This is a genomic window from Streptomyces sp. NPDC044064, from assembly GCF_056434245.1.
Window position 1 is genome coordinate 122,351 of record NZ_JBWKFN010000015.1, and the last position, 16,387, is coordinate 138,737.

Here is a 16,387-nt window from a genome sequence, read left to right on the forward strand (position 1 = left end):
GAGACATGGGACTCGAAGAAAAGCTGCCGAGCGGCTTCCTGCTGACCACCGTCGAACAGGCCGCGGGCTGGGTGCGCAAGGCGTCCGTCTTCCCCGCCACCTTCGGCCTGGCGTGCTGCGCCATCGAGATGATGACCACCGGCGCCGGCCGCTACGACCTCGCGCGCTTCGGCATGGAGGTCTTCCGCGGCTCACCGCGCCAGGCGGACCTGATGATCGTCGCCGGCCGGGTCAGCCAGAAGATGGCGCCGGTGCTCAGGCAGGTCTACGACCAGATGCCCAATCCCAAGTGGGTGATCTCCATGGGCGTCTGCGCCTCCTCGGGCGGCATGTTCAACAACTACGCGATCGTCCAGGGCGTCGACCACATCGTCCCCGTCGACATCTACCTCCCCGGCTGTCCGCCGCGGCCCGAGATGCTGATGGACGCGATCCTCAAGCTCCACCAGAAGATCCAGACCTCCAAGCTCGGCGTGAACGCCGAGGAGGCGGCCCGCGAGGCGGAGGAGGCGGCGCTCAAGGCCCTGCCCACCATCGAGATGAAGGGGCTGCTGCAGTGAGCGACGCGAACGGCACCAACGGCGCGAACGGGGTGAACCCCGAGAAGGACCTCGCCGCCTCCAACCTCCCCGGCCAGCGCGGCCAGGGCGGCGAGGAGATCCGCGTCCAGCGCGGCATGTTCGGCGCCGACAAGGGCGGCGACACCTCCGGCTACGGAGGCCTGGTCCGCTCGGTCCGGCTCCCGGGACCGGCGAACCGGCCCTACGGCGGCTGGTTCGACGAGGTCGCCGACGAGCTGGAGGGCGCCCTGGAGGAGCAGGGACTCCTCCCGGAGAACGCCATCGAGAAGACGGTCGTCGACCGGGACGAGCTCACCTTCCACATCGAACGCGAGCACCTGCTCCGTGTCGCCCGCACCCTGCGCGACGACCCGGCCCTTCGCTTCGAGCTGTGCACGGGCGTCAGCGGCGTCCACTACCCGAGCGACAAGGGACGCGAGCTGCACGCCGTGTACCACCTGCGCTCGATCACCCACAACCGGCTCGTCCGCCTGGAGGTCAGCGCCCCCGACAGTGATCGGCACATCCCGTCCCTGGTCTCCGTCTATCCGACCAACGACTGGCACGAGCGCGAGACCTACGACTTCTTCGGGATCGTCTTCGACGGTCACCCGGCCCTGACGCGGATCATGATGCCGGACGACTGGCAGGGCCATCCGCAGCGCAAGGACTACCCCCTCGGCGGCATCCCCGTCGAGTACAAGGGCGCCCAGATCCCGGCTCCGGACCAGCGGAGGTCGTACTCGTGAGCACGCAGTCAGCATCCGCGGCCTCCACCGCCTCGGCACGCGAGACCACCGAGGGCACCGTATATACGGTCACCGGTGGCGACTGGGACGAGGTCGTCCAGTCCGCGGCCCGCGCCGACGACGAGCGCATCGTCGTCAACATGGGGCCCCAGCACCCGTCCACCCATGGAGTGCTCCGTCTGATCCTGGAGATCGAGGGCGAGACGGTCACCGAGGCCCGCTGCGGCATCGGCTACCTCCACACGGGCATCGAGAAGAACCTCGAGTACCGCACGTGGACGCAGGGCACCACGTTCGTGACGCGCATGGACTACCTGACGTCCTTCTTCAACGAGACCGCCTACTGCCTCGCCGTCGAGAAGCTCCTCGGTATCGAGGACCAGATCACCGAGCGCGCCAAGATCATCCGGGTGCTCCTGATGGAGCTGAACCGGATGTCCTCCCACCTGGTGTGCATCGCCACCGGTGGCATGGAGCTGGGCGCCACCACGGTCATGATCTACGGATTCCGTGATCGTGAAATGATTCTCGACATCTACGAGCTCATCACGGGCCTGCGCATGAACCACGCGTACATCAGGCCCGGCGGACTCGCCCAGGACCTGCCGCCCGGCGCGGTGGACCAGATCCGCGAGTTCGTGAAGAAGATGAAGAAGAACCTCCCGGAGTACGACAAGCTCGCCACCGGGAACCCCATCTTCAAGGCCCGTATGCAGGACGTCGGCTACCTCGACCTGGCCGGCTGCATGGCCCTCGGCGCCACCGGTCCGATCCTGCGCTCCGCCGGCCTGCCGCACGACCTGCGCAAGGCCCAGCCGTACTGCGACTACGAGACATACGACTTCGACGTCCCGACCGCCGACAGCTGCGACTCCTACGGCCGCTTCCTGGTCCGCCTGGAGGAGATGCGCCAGTCGCTCCGGATCGTCGAGCAGTGCCTGGACCGGCTCCAGCCCGGCCCGGTCATGGTCGCCGACAAGAAGATCGCCTGGCCCGCCCAGCTCGCCCTGGGACCGGACGGACTCGGCAACTCCCTCGACCACATCAAGAAGATCATGGGCACCTCCATGGAGGCCCTGATCCACCACTTCAAGCTGGTCACCGAAGGCTTCCGCGTCCCGCCCGGACAGGCGTACGTGGCCGTCGAGTCACCCAAGGGCGAACTCGGGGTGCACGCCGTCTCCGACGGCGCCACCCGCCCCTACCGGGTCCACTTCCGCGACCCGTCCTTCACCAACCTGCAGGCCATGGCGGCGATGTGCGAGGGCGGCCAGGTCGCCGACGTCATCGTCGCGGTGGCGTCCATCGACCCCGTGATGGGAGGCGTCGACCGGTGACCACCAGTTCCTCGGAGCGGGGCGTCAGCCTGGGCATGCCCGAACTGCCCGCACCTGCGTACCCGGACGACGTCCGGGCCCGGCTGGAGACGGACGCGCGCGAGCTGATCGCGCGCTACCCGGACTCCAGGTCCGCCCTGCTGCCGCTGCTCCACCTCGTGCAGTCGCAGGAGGGGCATGTCACGCGCACCGGAATGCAGTTCTGCGCGGACATGCTGGACCTGACCACGGCCGAGGTCACCGCCGTCGCCACCTTCTACACCATGTACCGGCGCAAGCCGTCCGGTGACTACCAGGTCGGCGTGTGCACCAACACGCTGTGCGCGGTGATGGGCGGCGACGCGATCTTCGAGACCCTCCAGGAGCACCTGGGCGTCGGCAACGGCGAGACCACCGACGACGGCAAGGTCACCCTGGAGCACATCGAGTGCAACGCGGCCTGCGACTTCGCGCCGGTCGTGATGGTCAACTGGGAGTTCTTCGACAACCAGACCCCCGGCAGCGCCAGGCGTCTGGTCGACGACCTGCGTGCCGGACGGCCCGTGCAGCCCACGCGCGGGGCGCGGCTGTGCACCTTCAAGGAGACCGCGCGGATCCTGGCCGGCTTCCCCGACGAGCGGCCAGGGGCCGTCGAGGAGAGCGGCAGTGCGGGACCCGCTTCGCTGGTGGGCCTTCGCCTGGCAAGGGGAGAGGCCGCACCCGCGCGCGTGGTCCATCCGCGCGGCCAGGAACCACAGGACGCTCCGTCCGCGGGCCGTGTCGAGGAGGAGGGGGAGTGATGACCGTGACCGAACTCAAGGACACCAGCCCCGAGAAGCTGCTCGCACCCGTGCTGTCGGCCTTCTGGGACGAGGACCGGTCCTGGACTCTGGACGTCTACCGGAGGCACGAGGGGTACGAGGGGCTCCGCAAGGCGCTCGCCATGTCGCCGGACGACCTGATCGCGTACGTCAAGGACTCAGGTCTGCGCGGGCGCGGCGGCGCGGGATTCCCGACCGGAATGAAGTGGCAGTTCATTCCCCAGGGTGATGGAAAACCGCACTATCTAGTTGTCAACGCCGACGAGTCGGAGCCCGGGACCTGCAAGGACATCCCGCTCCTCTTCGCGAACCCGCACAGCCTCATCGAGGGCATTGTGATCGCGTGCTATGCCATCAGGTCGTCGCATGCCTTCATCTATCTGCGTGGTGAGGTCGTTCCCGTTCTGCGGCGGTTGCACGAGGCCGTGCGCGAGGCCCACGCGGCGGGATACCTCGGCGAGAACATCCTGGGCAGTGGACTCGACCTCGAACTCACCGTGCACGCCGGCGCCGGCGCGTACATCTGCGGTGAGGAGACCGCACTGCTCGACTCGCTCGAAGGCCGCCGTGGTCAACCGCGGCTCCGTCCCCCTTTCCCTGCGGTCGAGGGGCTCTATGCCTGCCCGACTGTTGTGAACAACGTCGAGTCGATCGCGTCGGTTCCCGCCATTCTGAAAAACGGCAAGGAATGGTTCAGGTCGATGGGGAGCGAGAAGTCGCCCGGCTTCACGCTCTACTCGCTCAGCGGTCATGTCGCGAGCCCCGGCCAGTACGAGGCGCCGCTCGGCATCACCCTGCGCCAGCTCCTCGACATGAGCGGCGGCATGCGGCCCGGGCATCGCCTCAAGTTCTGGACGCCGGGCGGGTCCTCGACGCCGATGTTCACCGACGAGCACCTCGACGTCCCGCTCGACTACGAAGGAGTGGGCGCCGCGGGTTCCATGCTCGGCACCAAGGCCCTGCAGTGCTTCGACGAGACGACCTGCGTGGTGCGGGCGGTGACCCGCTGGACCGAGTTCTACGCCCACGAGTCCTGCGGCAAGTGCACACCCTGCCGTGAAGGGACCTACTGGCTCGTGCAATTGCTGCGGGACATCGAGGCCGGCAAGGGCGTCATGTCCGACCTCGACAAGCTGAACGACATCGCCGACAACATCAACGGCAAGTCCTTCTGCGCCCTCGGCGACGGCGCCGCCTCGCCGATCTTCTCCTCGCTCAAGTACTTCCGCGAGGAGTACGAGCAGCACATCACGGGCCGGGGCTGCCCCTTCGACCCGGCAAAGTCGACGGCCTGGGCCGACCGCCCGGAGGTGAACGCATGACCGTGACCACCAGCGCTCCCTCCGGAGGGGGAGAGGCGGCGGTCCCGCCGGAGGACCTCGTCACGCTGACGATCGACGGTGTGGAGATCAGCGTGCCCAAGGGCACCCTGGTCATCCGCGCCGCCGAGCAGCTCGGCATCGAGATCCCCCGCTTCTGCGACCACCCCCTCCTGGACCCGGTCGGTGCCTGCCGTCAGTGCATCGTCGAGGTCGAGGGCCAGCGCAAGCCGATGGCGTCCTGCACGATCACGTGTACGGACGGGATGGTGGTGAAGACCCACCTCACGTCCCCGGCCGCCGAGAAGGCGCAGCACGGTGTGATGGAGCTGCTGCTCATCAACCACCCGCTGGACTGCCCGGTGTGCGACAAGGGCGGCGAGTGCCCGCTGCAGAACCAGGCCATGTCGCACGGCAACGCGGAGTCCCGCTTCGAGGGCCGCAAGCGGACGTACGAGAAGCCCGTCCCGATCTCCACTCAGGTGCTGCTCGACCGCGAGCGGTGCGTGCTGTGCGCCCGCTGCACCCGCTTCTCCAACCAGGTCGCGGGCGACCCGATGATCGAGCTGCTCGAGCGGGGCGCGCTCCAGCAGGTCGGCATCGGCGAGGGCGACCCCTTCGAGTCGTACTTCTCCGGGAACACCATCCAGATCTGCCCGGTCGGCGCGCTCACCTCAGCGGCCTATCGTTTCCGCTCCCGCCCCTTCGACCTCGTCTCCTCGCCGTCGGTGTGCGAGCACTGCTCCGGCGGCTGCGCGACCCGCACCGACCACCGGCGCGGCAAGGTCATGCGGCGGCTCGCCGCCAACGACCCCGAGGTCAACGAGGAGTGGATCTGCGACAAGGGACGCTTCGCGTTCCGGTACGCGCAGCTCAAGGACCGCCTCGACACCCCGCTCGTGCGCAACGCCGAAGGTGTCCTGGAGCCCGCCTCCTGGCCCGAGGCGCTGGAAGCGGCGGCACGCGGCCTGAGCGCCGCCCGCTCCCGGGCCGGTGTCCTCGTCGGCGGCCGCCTGACCGTCGAGGACGCCTACGCGTACAGCAAGTTCGCGCGCGTGGCACTCGACACGAACGACATCGACTTCCGCGCGCGCGTGCACAGCGGCGAGGAGGCCGACTTCCTGGCTGCCCGGGTGGCCGGCCGCGGCCGTGACCTCGACGGCACGGGCGTCACGTACACCTCCCTGGAGAAGGCGCCCGCCGTCCTGCTCGTCGGGTTCGAGTCGGAGGAGGAGGCGCCCGGCGTCTTCCTGCGGCTGCGCAAGGCTTGGCGCAAGCACAAGCAGCGGGTGTTCTCACTGGCCACACACGCCACCCGCGGCCTGGAGAAGGCGGGCGGCACGCTGCTGCCGGCCGCTCCCGGCACCGAGAGCGAGTGGCTGGACGCCCTCGCGAGCGGTGTCGGCCTGGAGGAGCCCGGCACGAAGGCCGCCGAGGCTCTGCGCACCGAGGGCGCGGTGATCGTGGTGGGAGAGCGGCTCGCCGCGGTGGCCGGCGCACTCACCGCCGCCGTACGCACTGCCGCCGCGACCGGCGCACAGCTCGTGTGGATCCCGCGGCGGGCGGGCGAGCGCGGCGCCGTCGAGGTGGGCGCGCTGCCGGCGCTGCTGCCGGGCGGCCGCCCGGCGACCGACCCGCGCGCGCGGGAGGAGGTCGCCGCCGCCTGGGGGATCTCCGAACTGCCCCTGCGCTACGGCCGCGACACCCACCAGATCATCGAGGCCGCCGCCACCGGCGAACTGTCGGCCCTGGTGGTCGCCGGTGTCGAGGCCGCCGACCTGCCCGACCCCGCACGCGCGCGTGAGGCGTTCGACAGCGTCGGCTTCCTGATGTCGCTGGAGCTGCGGCCCAGCGAGGTCACCGAGCGCGCCGACGTCGTCCTGCCCGTCGCCGCGGTCGCCGAGAAGGCCGGCACCTTCCTCAACTGGGAAGGCAGGGTCCGCTTCTTCGAGGCCGCGCTCAAGCCCGACCAGATGACCCGCCGCCTCGCCCCGACCGACGGGCGTGTGCTGCAGATGCTGGCCGACGCGATGGACGTCCACCTGGGCCTGCCGGACCTGCGCACCGCGCGCGCGGAGATCGACCGGCTCGGCGCCTGGGACGGCCCGCACGCCTCCGAGCCCACGGAGACCGCGGCCTCGCTGCCCCGCCCCGCCGCGGGGGAGGCCGTACTCGCCGGACACCGGCTGCTGCTCGACCACGGTGTCCTGCAGGAGGGCGACGAGGCGCTGGCCGGCACCCGGCACGCCGCACGCGCGCGCGTGTCGTCGGCGACCGCCGCCGAGGCCGGCGTCGGGGACGGCGATCTCCTCGCCGTCACCGGATCGGCCGGCACGGTCGAACTCCCCCTCCAGATCACCGAGATGCCCGACCGGGTGGTCTGGCTCCCGCTGAACTCCGTCGGCTCGGGCGTCGCCTCCGGCACCGGCGCGCAGCCCGGCTCCCTCGTCCGCATCGGCCCGGCGGCACGCGCCGACGCGGCCCCCAAGGAGGTGGAGGCATGAGCCCGTACCTCGCCGCTGAAGACCTCTCGATGTTCGGCCGCGACCCCTGGTGGCTGGTCGTCATCAAGGCGGTGTTCTGCTTCGCCTTCCTGATGGTGACCGTGCTGTTCTCCATCGTCTGGGAGCGCAAGGTCGTCGCCTGGATGCAACTGCGCATCGGCCCCAACCGGCACGGCCCCTGGGGCATGCTCCAGTCGCTCGCCGACGGCATCAAGCTGATGCTCAAGGAAGACATCATCGTCAAGCGCGCGGACAAGGTGGTCTACGTCCTCGCGCCGATCGTCGCGGCCATCCCGGCCTTCATGGCGATCGCGGTGATCCCCTTCGGCCCGGCCGACGACGAGATCTCGATCTTCGGGCACCGCACCACGATGCAGCTGACCGACCTGCCGATCGCGATGCTCTACATCCTCGCGGTCGCCTCCGTCGGCATCTACGGCATCGTCCTCGCGGGCTGGAGTTCCGGATCCACCTACCCGCTGCTCGGCGGCCTGCGCTCCTGCGCGCAGATGATCTCCTACGAGATCGCCATGGGCGCCGCGTTCGCCTCCGTGTTCCTCTACTCCGGCTCGATGTCGACGTCGACGATCGTCGAACAGCAGCAGGACCGCTGGTACATCCTGCTGCTGCCGGTCTCCTTCATCCTCTACATCGTCACGATGGTCGGGGAGACCAACCGCGCCCCCTTCGACATGCCGGAGTCCGAGGGCGACCTGGTCGGCGGCTTCAACACCGAGTACTCCTCGATCAAGTTCGCGATGTTCATGCTCGCCGAGTACGTGAACATGGTGACGGTCTCGGCCGTCGCGACCACCCTGTTCCTCGGCGGCTGGCGCGCCCCGTGGCCGATCAGCGGCTTCTGGGCGGGCGCGAACCACGGCTGGTGGCCGCTGCTCTGGTTCGTCATCAAGGTCCAGCTGCTGCTGTTCTTCTTCATCTGGCTGCGCGGCACGCTCCCGCGCGTGCGCTACGACCAGCTGATGAAGCTCGGCTGGAAGGTTCTCATCCCGGTCTCGCTGACCTGGCTGATGCTCGTCGCGACCGTGCGGGCGCTGCGCAACGAGAACTACGACTTCGCCGACATCGCCCTCTACGTCGGCGGCGGGGTCCTGGCCCTGCTGCTGATCTCCTTCATCGCCGACATGTTCCGCGAGAAGGTGAAGACGGCCGAAGAGCCCGCCGCCCAGCAGCCCGGGTTCGACCCGATGGCGGGCGGATTCCCCGTACCGCCGCTGCCCGGACAGGAGCTGCCGCCGGTGCCGAGGCGCAGCTCGCGCCGGGACCGCGAGCTGATTGTCAGTGGCGGATCGGACACTGTCAGTGACGGATCTTCGGATGGAAAGGAGGCGTCCGATGGCTGAGGAGCCCAAGGAGACCAAGCCCGGTTTCCAGAATCCCGTGGCCGGCTTCGGCGTGACCTTCAAGGCCATGTTCAAGAAGCGGCTGACGGAGCAGTACCCCGAGCAGCAGAAGACCACGGCTCCGCGGTTCCACGGACGGCACCAGCTCAACCGCCATCCGGACGGCCTGGAGAAGTGCGTCGGCTGCGAGCTGTGCGCCTGGGCCTGCCCCGCCGACGCCATCTACGTGGAGGGCGCCGACAACACCGACGAGGAGCGCTACTCCCCGGGCGAGCGGTACGGCCGCGTCTACCAGATCAACTACGCCCGCTGCATCCTGTGCGGGCTGTGCATCGAGGCGTGCCCCACGCGCGCGCTGACGATGACCAACGAGTTCGAGCTGGCCGACTCCAGCCGCGCCAACCTCATCTACACCAAGGAGCAGCTGCTCGCCGGCCTCGAAGAGGGCATGGTCGACACGCCCCACGCGATCTTCCCGGGGACCGACGAACAGGACTACTACCGGGGTCTGGTGACCGAGGCCGCGCCGGGGACCGTACGGCAGGTGGCCGTCTCCAAGGGAGAACAGCCGCAATCGGCAGGCCCTTCGGGCGCCGCCGAGGACCAGGAGGTGGAAGCATGAGCCCGCAGCTCGCGGCCTACACCACCTCCACCGGTGAGGCCTTCCAGTTCTGGGTCCTCGGCGCGATCGCGGTGATCGGCGCCCTGTGCACCGTCTTCATGAAGAAGGCCGTGCACAGCGCGCTCTGCCTCGCCGGGACCATGATCGTCCTGGCGGTCTTCTACCTCGCCAACGGCGCCTACTTCCTCGGGATCGTGCAGATCGTCGTCTACACCGGCGCGATCATGATGCTGTTCCTCTTCGTGGTGATGCTCGTCGGCGTCACGGCCGCGGACTCGCTGAAGGAGACCATCAAGGGCCAGCGCTGGCTGGCCCTGCTGTGCGGGGTCGGCTTCGGAGTCCTGCTGTTCGCCGGCATCGGCAACGCCTCCCTGAAGGAGTTCAACGGCACCGGCCAGGCGAACGCGCACGGCAACGTGGAGGGCCTCGCCGCCCTCATCTTCACCAAGTACGTCTTCGCCTTCGAAATCACCGGCGCCCTGCTGATCACGGCCGCCGTCGGCGCCATGGTGCTCACCCACCGCGAGCGCACCGAGCGTGCCAGGACGCAGCGCGAGCTGGCCGAGCAGCGCGTCCGCGAGGGCAAGCACCTGCCGCCCCTGCCGGCCCCCGGTGTCTACGCCCGGCACAACGCCGTGGACGTCGCGGGCCTGCTGCCCGACGGCACCCCCTCCGAGCTGACCGTCAACAAGACGCTGCGCGAGCGCGGCCAGATCCGTGACGTGTCGGCGGAGGCACTGGGCGACCTGCGGGCCCTGGAACAGCGCGCCGAGGAGCGCCTGGAGCGGACCGAGACCGAGCCGACGACGTTCAAGCGGCCCGAGGAGGCGTCGAAGTGAACCCCGTCAACTACCTCTACCTCGCCGCTCTCTTGTTCACCATCGGCGCGACCGGGGTGCTGATCCGGCGCAACGCGATCGTCGTGTTCATGTGCATCGAGCTGATGCTCAACGCCTGCAACCTCGCGTTCGTCGTCTTCTCCCGGATGCACGGCAACCTCGACGGCCAGATCATCGCCTTCTTCACGATGGTCGTCGCCGCCGCGGAGGTCGTGGTGGGCCTCGCGATCATCGTGTCGCTGTTCCGTACCCGCCACTCGGCCTCGGTCGACGACGCCAGCCTGATGAAGCTGTAAGGGGTCGGAAGAATCGTGGAGAACCTGATCGCGCTGCTCATCGCGGCGCCCCTGCTCGGAGCGGCCGTCCTCCTGGTCGGCGGCCGGCGGCTGGACGCCGTCGGCCACTGGATCGGCACGCTCCTGTCGGCCGCCTCCTTCGTGTTCGGCCTGATCCTCTTCGCCGACCTGCTCGGCAAGAACGCCGAACACCGCACCCTGACCCAGCACCTGTGGACGTGGATCTCGGTCGGCAGCTTCCAGGCGGACGTCACCTTCCGCCTCGACCAGCTGTCGATGACCTTCGTCCTGCTGATCACCGGCGTCGGCTCGCTGATCCACCTGTACTCGGTCGGGTACATGGAGCACGACGAGCGCCGCCGCCGCTTCTTCGGCTACCTGAACCTGTTCCTCGCGGCGATGCTGCTGCTCGTCCTCGCCGACAACTACCTGCTGCTGTACGTCGGCTGGGAGGGCGTCGGGCTCGCGTCGTACCTGCTGATCGGCTTCTGGCAGCACAAGCCCAGCGCGGCCACGGCGGCGAAGAAGGCCTTCCTGGTCAACCGCGTCGGCGACATGGGCCTGTCGATCGCGATCATGCTGATGTTCACCACCTTCGGCAGCTTCGCCTTCGGCCCGGTCTTCAGCCACGCCGGTGACGCCTCCGAGGGCAGGCTCACCGCGATCGGCCTGATGCTGCTGCTCGCAGCCTGCGGCAAGTCCGCCCAGGTGCCGCTGCAGTCCTGGCTCGGGGACGCCATGGAGGGCCCGACCCCGGTGTCGGCCCTGATCCACGCCGCGACGATGGTGACCGCGGGCGTGTACCTGATCGTCCGCTCCGCGGCCATCTTCAACCTGGCCCCGGACGCCCAGCTCGCCGTCACCGTCGTCGGCGCGGTCACGCTCCTCTTCGGTGCGATCGTCGGTTGCGCGAAGGACGACATCAAGAAGGCGCTGGCCGGATCGACCATGTCGCAGATCGGCTACATGATCCTCGCCGCCGGCCTGGGCCCCATCGGCTACGTCTTCGCGATCATGCACCTGGTGACGCACGGCTTCTTCAAGGCCGGGCTGTTCCTCGGCGCCGGTTCCGTCATGCACGGCATGAACGACGAGGTCGACATGCGCAGGTACGGCGGCCTCAGGAAGTACATGCCGGTCACGTTCATCACCTTCGGTCTCGGCTACCTCGCCATCATCGGTTTCCCGTTCCTGTCGGGCTTCTTCTCCAAGGACGCGATCATCGAGGCGGCCTTCGCGAAGGGCGGCACCCAGGGCTGGATCCTCGGCGGCGCGGCCCTGCTGGGCGCGGCCATCACCGCGTTCTACATGACCCGCGTGATGCTGATGACGTTCTTCGGCGAGAAACGCTGGCAGCCGGACGAGAACGGCAACGAGCCGCACCCGCACGAGTCGCCGAAGGTCATGACGATCCCGATGGTCCTGCTCGCGTTCGGGTCGGTCTTCGCCGGCGGGCTGTTCAGCATCGGCGACCGCTTCCTGCACTGGCTGGAGCCGGTCACCGGCCACAGCGAGGGCCACTCGCCGGTCAGCGCGGCCACGGTCACCGGCGCGACGATGGTGTGCCTGGTCATCGGCGTCGGCATCGCCTGGGCCCAGTACGGCCGCAAGCCCGTGCCGGCCGTCGCCCCGCGCGGATCGCTGCTCACCCGGGCCGCCCGGCGCGACCTGCTCCAGGACGACTTCAACCACGTCGTCCTGGTGCGCGGCGGCGAGCACCTCACGCGCTCCCTGGTGTACGTCGACCACACCCTGGTCGACGGCGTCGTCAACGGCACGGCGGCCGGCTTCGGCGGCCTGTCGGGCCGGCTCCGCCGGGTCCAGAACGGCTTCGTCCGTTCCTACGCGGTCTCGATGTTCGGCGGCGCGGCACTCCTGGTCGCCGCGACCCTGCTGATGAGGGCGGTCTGATACCGATGTCCTTTCCTCTGCTGACAGCGACGGCGGCGCTCCCGGCCATCGGGGCCGTCGCCACGGCCGCCGTACCGGCCGCACGGCGCACCGCCGCGAAGTGGCTGGCGCTGCTGGTCTCGCTCGCCACGCTCGCCCTGGCGATCACCGTCCTGGTCCGCTTCGACCCGGACGGTGCCCGCTACCAGCTCACCGAATCGCACGCCTGGATCGCCGACTTCGGGGTCCGCTACGAGGTGGGCGTCGACGGCATCGCGGTGGCGCTCATCGCGCTGACCGCGCTGCTGATCCCGTTCGTGATCCTCGCCGGCTGGCACGACGCCGACCCGCTGGAGACCGGCAGCCGCCGCTGGAGGCCCACCCAGGGCTTCTTCGCGCTGATCCTGGCGGTCGAGGCGATGGTGGTCATCTCCTTCGAGGCCACCGACGTCTTCCTCTTCTACATCTTCTTCGAAGCCATGCTCATCCCGATGTACTTCCTCATCGGCGGCTTCGGGGACCGTGCCCACGAGCACGGCGAGGAGGCGGCCTCCACGCAGCGGTCGTACGCGGCGGTGAAGTTCCTGCTCTACAACCTGGTCGGCGGCCTGATCATGCTGGCCGCGGTGATCGGCCTCTACGTGGTCGCCGGGAACTTCAGCCTCCAGGAGATCGCGCAGGCACGCGCCAACGGCTCGCTGCACATGGCGACGAACACCGAACGCTGGCTGTTCCTAGGCTTCTTCTTCGCCTTCGCGGTGAAGGCGCCGCTGTGGCCGCTGCACACCTGGCTGCCCAACGCCATGCAGGAGGCCACCGCCCCGGTCGCCGTCCTCATCACCGCGGTCGTCGACAAGGTGGGCACCTTCGCGATGCTCCGCTTCTGCCTCCAGCTGTTCCCGGGGGCCAGCAAGTGGGCGACGCCCGTCATCCTCGTACTGGCGCTCATCAGCATCGTCTACGGAGCCCTGCTCGCCGTCGGCCAGCGGGACATCAAGCGCCTGGTCGCCTACGCGTCGATCTCGCACTTCGGCTTCATCATCATGGGCATCTTCGCGATGACCACCCAGGGCCAGTCCGGCGCCACGCTCTACATGGTCAACCACGGCATCTCCACGGCCGCGCTGATGCTGGTCGCGGGCTTCCTGATCTCCCGGCGCGGCTCGCGCCTCATCGCCGACTACGGCGGTGTGCAGAAGGTCGCCCCGGTGCTCGCCGGCACCTTCCTGATCGGCGGCCTCGCCACTCTGTCGCTGCCCGGGCTCGCGCCGTTCGTCAGTGAGTTCCTGGTCCTGGTCGGCACGTTCACGCGCTACCCGGCGATCGGCATCATCGCCACCTTCGGCATCGTGCTCGCCGCGCTCTACACCCTCGTGCTCTACCAGCGCACGATGACGGGCCCGGTCAAGCCCGAGGTCTCGGCGATGCCCGACCTCCGCGCGCGCGAGCTGGTGGTCGTCGCGCCGCTGATCGTGCTGCTGATCTTCCTGGGCGTCTACCCGAAGCCCGTCACGGACATCGTCAACCCGGCGGTCAAGCAGACCATGTCCGACGTACACAAGACCGATCCCAAGCCCTCGGTGGAGGCGGCCAAGTGAGCGCAACAGCCGTCCACAGCCTGTGGACAAACGCGGCCGAGCCGATCTCGAAGATCCCCACGCCGAAGATCGAGTACGGGCAATTGTCGCCGACCCTGATCGTCGTCGGCGCGGCGCTGGTCGGCGTGCTGATCGAGGCGTTCGTCCCGCGCAGGTCCCGCTACTACGCGCAGGTGTTCGTGTCTGTCGTGGCCCTCTGTGCCGCGTTCGCCGCGGTGGTCGCCCTGGCGGCCGACGGCTACGGCACCACGAAGGCGCACATCGCGGCCATGGGAGCGATCGCGGTCGACGGTCCGGCCCTGTTCCTGCAGGGCACGATCCTGCTGGCCGGTCTGGTCGCCCTGTTCACCTTCGCCGAACGGCGTCTGGACCCGGCGGCGCACGGCAACCGGGTCGACTCGTTCGCGGCGCAGGCCGCGTCCGTGCCGGGCGGTGACGGCGAGAAGGCCGCAGTGAAGGCCGGCTTCACCACCACCGAGGTCTTCCCGCTGCTGCTCTTCGCGATCGCCGGCATGCTGATCTTCCCCTCGGCCAACGACCTGCTGACACTGTTCGTGGCCCTGGAGGTCTTCTCCCTGCCGCTGTACCTGCTGTGCGCGCTGGCCCGCCGCAAGCGGCTCCTGTCGCAGGAGGCCGCGGTCAAGTACTTCCTGCTCGGCGCATTCGCCTCGGCGTTCACGCTGTTCGGCATCGCCCTGCTGTACGGCTACGCGGGCTCGATGTCGTACGCGCGCATCGCGCAGGTCGTCGACGGCACGGTCGGCAACGTCGACCCGGCGCTCGCGGGCACCATGGGCAACGACGCTCTGCTGCTGCTCGGCAGCGCCCTGATCGTGATGGGCCTGCTCTTCAAGGTGGGCGCGGTGCCGTTCCACATGTGGACGCCCGACGTCTACCAGGGCGCGCCGACCCCGGTGACCGGCTTCATGGCGGCGGCGACGAAGGTGGCGGCGTTCGGCGCGCTGCTGCGCCTGCTGTACGTCGTCCTGCCCGGCATGCGCTGGGACTGGCGGCCGGTCATGTGGGCGGTGGCCGTCGTCACCATGCTGGGCGGCGCGATCATCGCGATCACGCAGACCGACATCAAGCGGCTGCTGGCGTACTCGTCGATCGCGCACGCCGGATTCATCCTCGCGGGTGTCATCGCGACCTCGAAGGACGGCGTGTCGTCCGTGCTGTTCTACCTGGCCGGGTACTCGTTCGTGACGATCGGCGCCTTCGCGGTGGTCACGCTGGTGCGCGACGCGGGCGGCGAGGCGACGCACCTGTCCAAGTGGGCCGGGCTCGGCCGCCGGTCGCCGCTGGTGGCGGCCGTGTTCGCGGTGTTCCTGCTGGCCTTCGCCGGTATCCCGCTGACCTCCGGCTTCGCCGGGAAGTTCGCCGTGTTCAAGGCGGCGGCGGACGGCGGTGCGGCCCCGCTGGTCGTGATCGGTGTGATCTCCTCGGCGATCGCCGCGTTCTTCTACATCCGGGTGATCGTGCTGATGTTCTTCAGCGAGCCGAGGCCCGAGGGCCCGACCGTGGCCGTGCCGTCGCCGCTGACCATGGCGGCGATCGGGGTGGGCGTGGCGGTCACGGTGGTGCTCGGTGTGGCGCCGCAGTACTTCCTGAACCTGGCGAGCCAGGCGGGCGTGTTCGTGCGCTGAGGCCCGCGCGACGTCCTGCGGCCCCGGTTCCTCCGAGCGAGGAGCCGGGGCCGTCGCCTGTCAGTGGCCCGGCATCTTCGACATGCCCGGTGTCGCCGACGAAGGGCACTTCACGGTCGGGTTCCACTGGGAGAAGAGACCGCGGGGGTTCTTCTTGTAGATCCACACGTGCAGGTCGTAGTGGGTGGGCATGCCCGGGTAGTGGCCGGCCATCGGCCCCTGGAAGTCCTGCCCGAACAGGCGGGGCCGCTTCATGTTCTTGCCGGTGACCGGGACCACCCACTCCACGCCCACGAGCCGGCGGTTACCGTTGCCGGCGTCCTCGTAGAGCAGGCCGCCCGGCTTCTTCGGGTCGAGGGAGCCGAAGCGGGACTCGTTGAAGTAGTGGAAGCCCATGGCGCCCTCGGCGCGGGCCAGGCACACATGCGGCTCGTAGCCGGCGGCGGTCGCGAGCGGCTCGTAGCGGTACAGCGCCGTCGCCGTGTACGCCGCGGTCAGCTGCGGGTCGGTGAAGGCGTCCTGGTCGGCGGCGTGGGCGGGCACCGAGGCCGGCACGGCCAGGGCCGAGACGAGGGCGAGGGCGGCTCCGGCGAGGCGAGCGATCATGGGGCGGGGCTCCTAGGGGCAGACGCGGGTGTACCGGGGGTTGGGAAGCGTGATCCGGCGGCGAGCGGGCCTCCGCGGCCCGCTCCAGCAGCCTGTCCCCGGGCGAGGGGAGTGGCCATCCAGAGGCGCCCCAATGGGTTGAGCGGCGACCTTTTGGCAGCACCTGACGCACCCGATGGGGTGCAGGATCGACTGTCCGGAAACAGTCGCTGCATTGATATGACAAGTCACTCGCACCTGTGGACAACTCCCGACGCTGT

Annotated in this window: 14 protein-coding genes; 13 read left to right on the plus strand and 1 reads right to left on the minus strand. The window is 69.3% G+C overall.

The features are described from left to right. The first annotated feature begins 5 nt into the window (after window positions 1-5). From AC07DS_RS24460 to nuoN, 13 genes are read left to right on the plus strand one after another with little or no spacing between them, the layout of a single operon-like run. The gene (locus tag AC07DS_RS24460) at window positions 6-560 is read left to right on the plus strand and encodes a NuoB/complex I 20 kDa subunit family protein (protein WP_062151585.1); all 555 of its coding nucleotides are present in this window, start codon (window positions 6-8) and stop codon (window positions 558-560) included. Next, window positions 557-1,309 (plus strand): NADH-quinone oxidoreductase subunit C, encoded by a 753-nt coding sequence (locus tag AC07DS_RS24465; RefSeq protein ID WP_479148499.1) that lies wholly within the window; start codon window positions 557-559, stop codon window positions 1,307-1,309. The genes AC07DS_RS24460 and AC07DS_RS24465 overlap by 4 nt, the downstream gene beginning before the upstream one ends. Then, a complete protein-coding gene (locus AC07DS_RS24470; protein ID WP_479148501.1) occupies window positions 1,306-2,646 on the plus strand; it encodes an NADH-quinone oxidoreductase subunit D in 1,341 nt (446 codons plus the stop codon). The genes AC07DS_RS24465 and AC07DS_RS24470 overlap by 4 nt, the downstream gene beginning before the upstream one ends. After that, window positions 2,643-3,425 (plus strand): NADH-quinone oxidoreductase subunit NuoE, encoded by a 783-nt coding sequence (gene nuoE / locus AC07DS_RS24475; protein WP_479148503.1) that lies wholly within the window; start codon window positions 2,643-2,645, stop codon window positions 3,423-3,425. The genes AC07DS_RS24470 and nuoE overlap by 4 nt, the downstream gene beginning before the upstream one ends. Further along, window positions 3,425-4,768, plus strand: a complete 1,344-nt coding sequence (nuoF, locus tag AC07DS_RS24480) for an NADH-quinone oxidoreductase subunit NuoF (protein ID WP_479148505.1) — start codon at window positions 3,425-3,427, stop codon at window positions 4,766-4,768. The genes nuoE and nuoF overlap by 1 nt, the downstream gene beginning before the upstream one ends. Next, window positions 4,765-7,269, plus strand: a complete 2,505-nt coding sequence (locus tag AC07DS_RS24485) for an NADH-quinone oxidoreductase subunit G (RefSeq protein WP_479148507.1) — start codon at window positions 4,765-4,767, stop codon at window positions 7,267-7,269. The genes nuoF and AC07DS_RS24485 overlap by 4 nt, the downstream gene beginning before the upstream one ends. Further along, window positions 7,266-8,630, plus strand: a complete 1,365-nt coding sequence (gene nuoH, locus AC07DS_RS24490) for an NADH-quinone oxidoreductase subunit NuoH (protein ID WP_479148509.1) — start codon at window positions 7,266-7,268, stop codon at window positions 8,628-8,630. The genes AC07DS_RS24485 and nuoH overlap by 4 nt, the downstream gene beginning before the upstream one ends. Beyond that, window positions 8,623-9,252 (plus strand): NADH-quinone oxidoreductase subunit NuoI, encoded by a 630-nt coding sequence (nuoI, locus tag AC07DS_RS24495; protein ID WP_479148510.1) that lies wholly within the window; start codon window positions 8,623-8,625, stop codon window positions 9,250-9,252. The genes nuoH and nuoI overlap by 8 nt, the downstream gene beginning before the upstream one ends. Further along, the gene (locus AC07DS_RS24500) at window positions 9,249-10,091 is read left to right on the plus strand and encodes an NADH-quinone oxidoreductase subunit J (protein ID WP_479148512.1); all 843 of its coding nucleotides are present in this window, start codon (window positions 9,249-9,251) and stop codon (window positions 10,089-10,091) included. Before nuoI ends, AC07DS_RS24500 begins: the two co-directional genes overlap by 4 nt. Then, the gene (gene nuoK / locus AC07DS_RS24505; RefSeq protein ID WP_073901863.1) at window positions 10,088-10,387 is read left to right on the plus strand and encodes an NADH-quinone oxidoreductase subunit NuoK; all 300 of its coding nucleotides are present in this window, start codon (window positions 10,088-10,090) and stop codon (window positions 10,385-10,387) included. Before AC07DS_RS24500 ends, nuoK begins: the two co-directional genes overlap by 4 nt. Before the next feature lie 15 nt (window positions 10,388-10,402). Then, window positions 10,403-12,298: an NADH-quinone oxidoreductase subunit L gene (gene nuoL, locus AC07DS_RS24510; RefSeq protein WP_479148514.1), complete on the plus strand. Its 1,896-nt coding sequence runs from the start codon at window positions 10,403-10,405 to the stop codon at window positions 12,296-12,298. 5 nt (window positions 12,299-12,303) lie between these two features. Next, the gene (locus AC07DS_RS24515; RefSeq protein ID WP_479148516.1) at window positions 12,304-13,875 is read left to right on the plus strand and encodes an NADH-quinone oxidoreductase subunit M; all 1,572 of its coding nucleotides are present in this window, start codon (window positions 12,304-12,306) and stop codon (window positions 13,873-13,875) included. Beyond that, on the plus strand, window positions 13,872-15,521 hold the full coding sequence (nuoN, locus tag AC07DS_RS24520) for an NADH-quinone oxidoreductase subunit NuoN (RefSeq protein ID WP_479148517.1): 1,650 nt from the start codon (window positions 13,872-13,874) through the stop codon (window positions 15,519-15,521). The genes AC07DS_RS24515 and nuoN overlap by 4 nt, the downstream gene beginning before the upstream one ends. 60 nt (window positions 15,522-15,581) lie before the next feature. Here nuoN and AC07DS_RS24525 read toward each other — a convergent pair whose 3' ends face one another. After that, window positions 15,582-16,127, minus strand: coding sequence for a hypothetical protein (locus AC07DS_RS24525; RefSeq protein WP_479148519.1), 546 nt, complete (start codon window positions 16,125-16,127; stop codon window positions 15,582-15,584). Between the last annotated feature and the right edge of the window lie 260 nt (window positions 16,128-16,387).

Coding starts and splice junctions, on each gene's coding strand:
- AC07DS_RS24460 (WP_062151585.1), top strand. CDS start 6: ATGGGACTCGAAGAAAAGCTGCCGAGCGGCTTCCTGCTGACCACCGTC.
- AC07DS_RS24485 (WP_479148507.1), top strand. CDS start 4,765: ATGACCGTGACCACCAGCGCTCCCTCCGGAGGGGGAGAGGCGGCGGTC.
- AC07DS_RS24515 (WP_479148516.1), top strand. CDS start 12,304: ATGTCCTTTCCTCTGCTGACAGCGACGGCGGCGCTCCCGGCCATCGGG.
- AC07DS_RS24500 (WP_479148512.1), top strand. CDS start 9,249: ATGAGCCCGCAGCTCGCGGCCTACACCACCTCCACCGGTGAGGCCTTC.
- nuoH (WP_479148509.1), top strand. CDS start 7,266: ATGAGCCCGTACCTCGCCGCTGAAGACCTCTCGATGTTCGGCCGCGAC.
- nuoF (WP_479148505.1), top strand. CDS start 3,425: ATGACCGTGACCGAACTCAAGGACACCAGCCCCGAGAAGCTGCTCGCA.
- AC07DS_RS24525 (WP_479148519.1), bottom strand. CDS start 16,127: ATGATCGCTCGCCTCGCCGGAGCCGCCCTCGCCCTCGTCTCGGCCCTG.
- nuoI (WP_479148510.1), top strand. CDS start 8,623: ATGGCTGAGGAGCCCAAGGAGACCAAGCCCGGTTTCCAGAATCCCGTG.